Source organism: Vibrio sp. 970, from assembly GCF_033339075.1.
Genome location: NZ_JAWOTW010000569.1, coordinates 1 through 587 on the forward strand (window position 1 = coordinate 1; position 587 = coordinate 587).

Sequence of the window (587 nt, forward strand, 5' to 3'; positions counted from 1 at the left end):
CAGCACGAGTGAAGCTGCCTGTTTCAACAAACGCAAGAAAGCTGCGCAGCGCGTCAATATCCATATTCTTTTCTATCCATCGTTTTTGTTGAAGTGTTCCATCAAAACTATCCGTTAGTTTGAAATAAAACAATCAGATATTGTGATTTCACGCTTTAATTAATAACAACACCATTTGGCATGGAGGCAACAATGCAACTCTTTATCGGGAATCAAAACTACTCAAGTTGGTCATTGCGAGCGTGGCTCATTTTTTCTCAATACGGTTTAAAAGTGGATGTGACTAAGCTAACGCTGTTTACTGAAGACTTCTACGACAAGCTGGCGAGCGTAACACCAACGGCCAAAGTGCCAACATTGGTTGATGGCGAAGTCACGGTTTGGGATTCCTTAGCGATTTTGGAATATGTGAACGAGCAGTACCTACAGGGAAAGGCGTGGCCGAGCCATGTAGCGGACAAAGCGAAAGCGCGCGCGATTTCGGCTGAAATGCATTCGGGCTTTTTTGATTTGAGAAACGAGTTACCGATGAACTGTCGCGCGCGTCGAAAAGTAGAACTGAGCGAAGGAGCACTAAAGGATATTGC

1 protein-coding gene is annotated in these 587 nt (G+C 44.6%); it reads left to right on the forward strand.

Going from position 1 to position 587, the window contains the following annotated elements; all coding sequences use genetic code 11:
* Positions 1-192: 192 nt before the first annotated feature.
* Positions 193-587, forward strand: a 395-nt coding sequence (locus R7Q11_RS27925; protein ID WP_225467203.1) for a glutathione S-transferase, incomplete at its 3' end; no start/stop codon positions are given.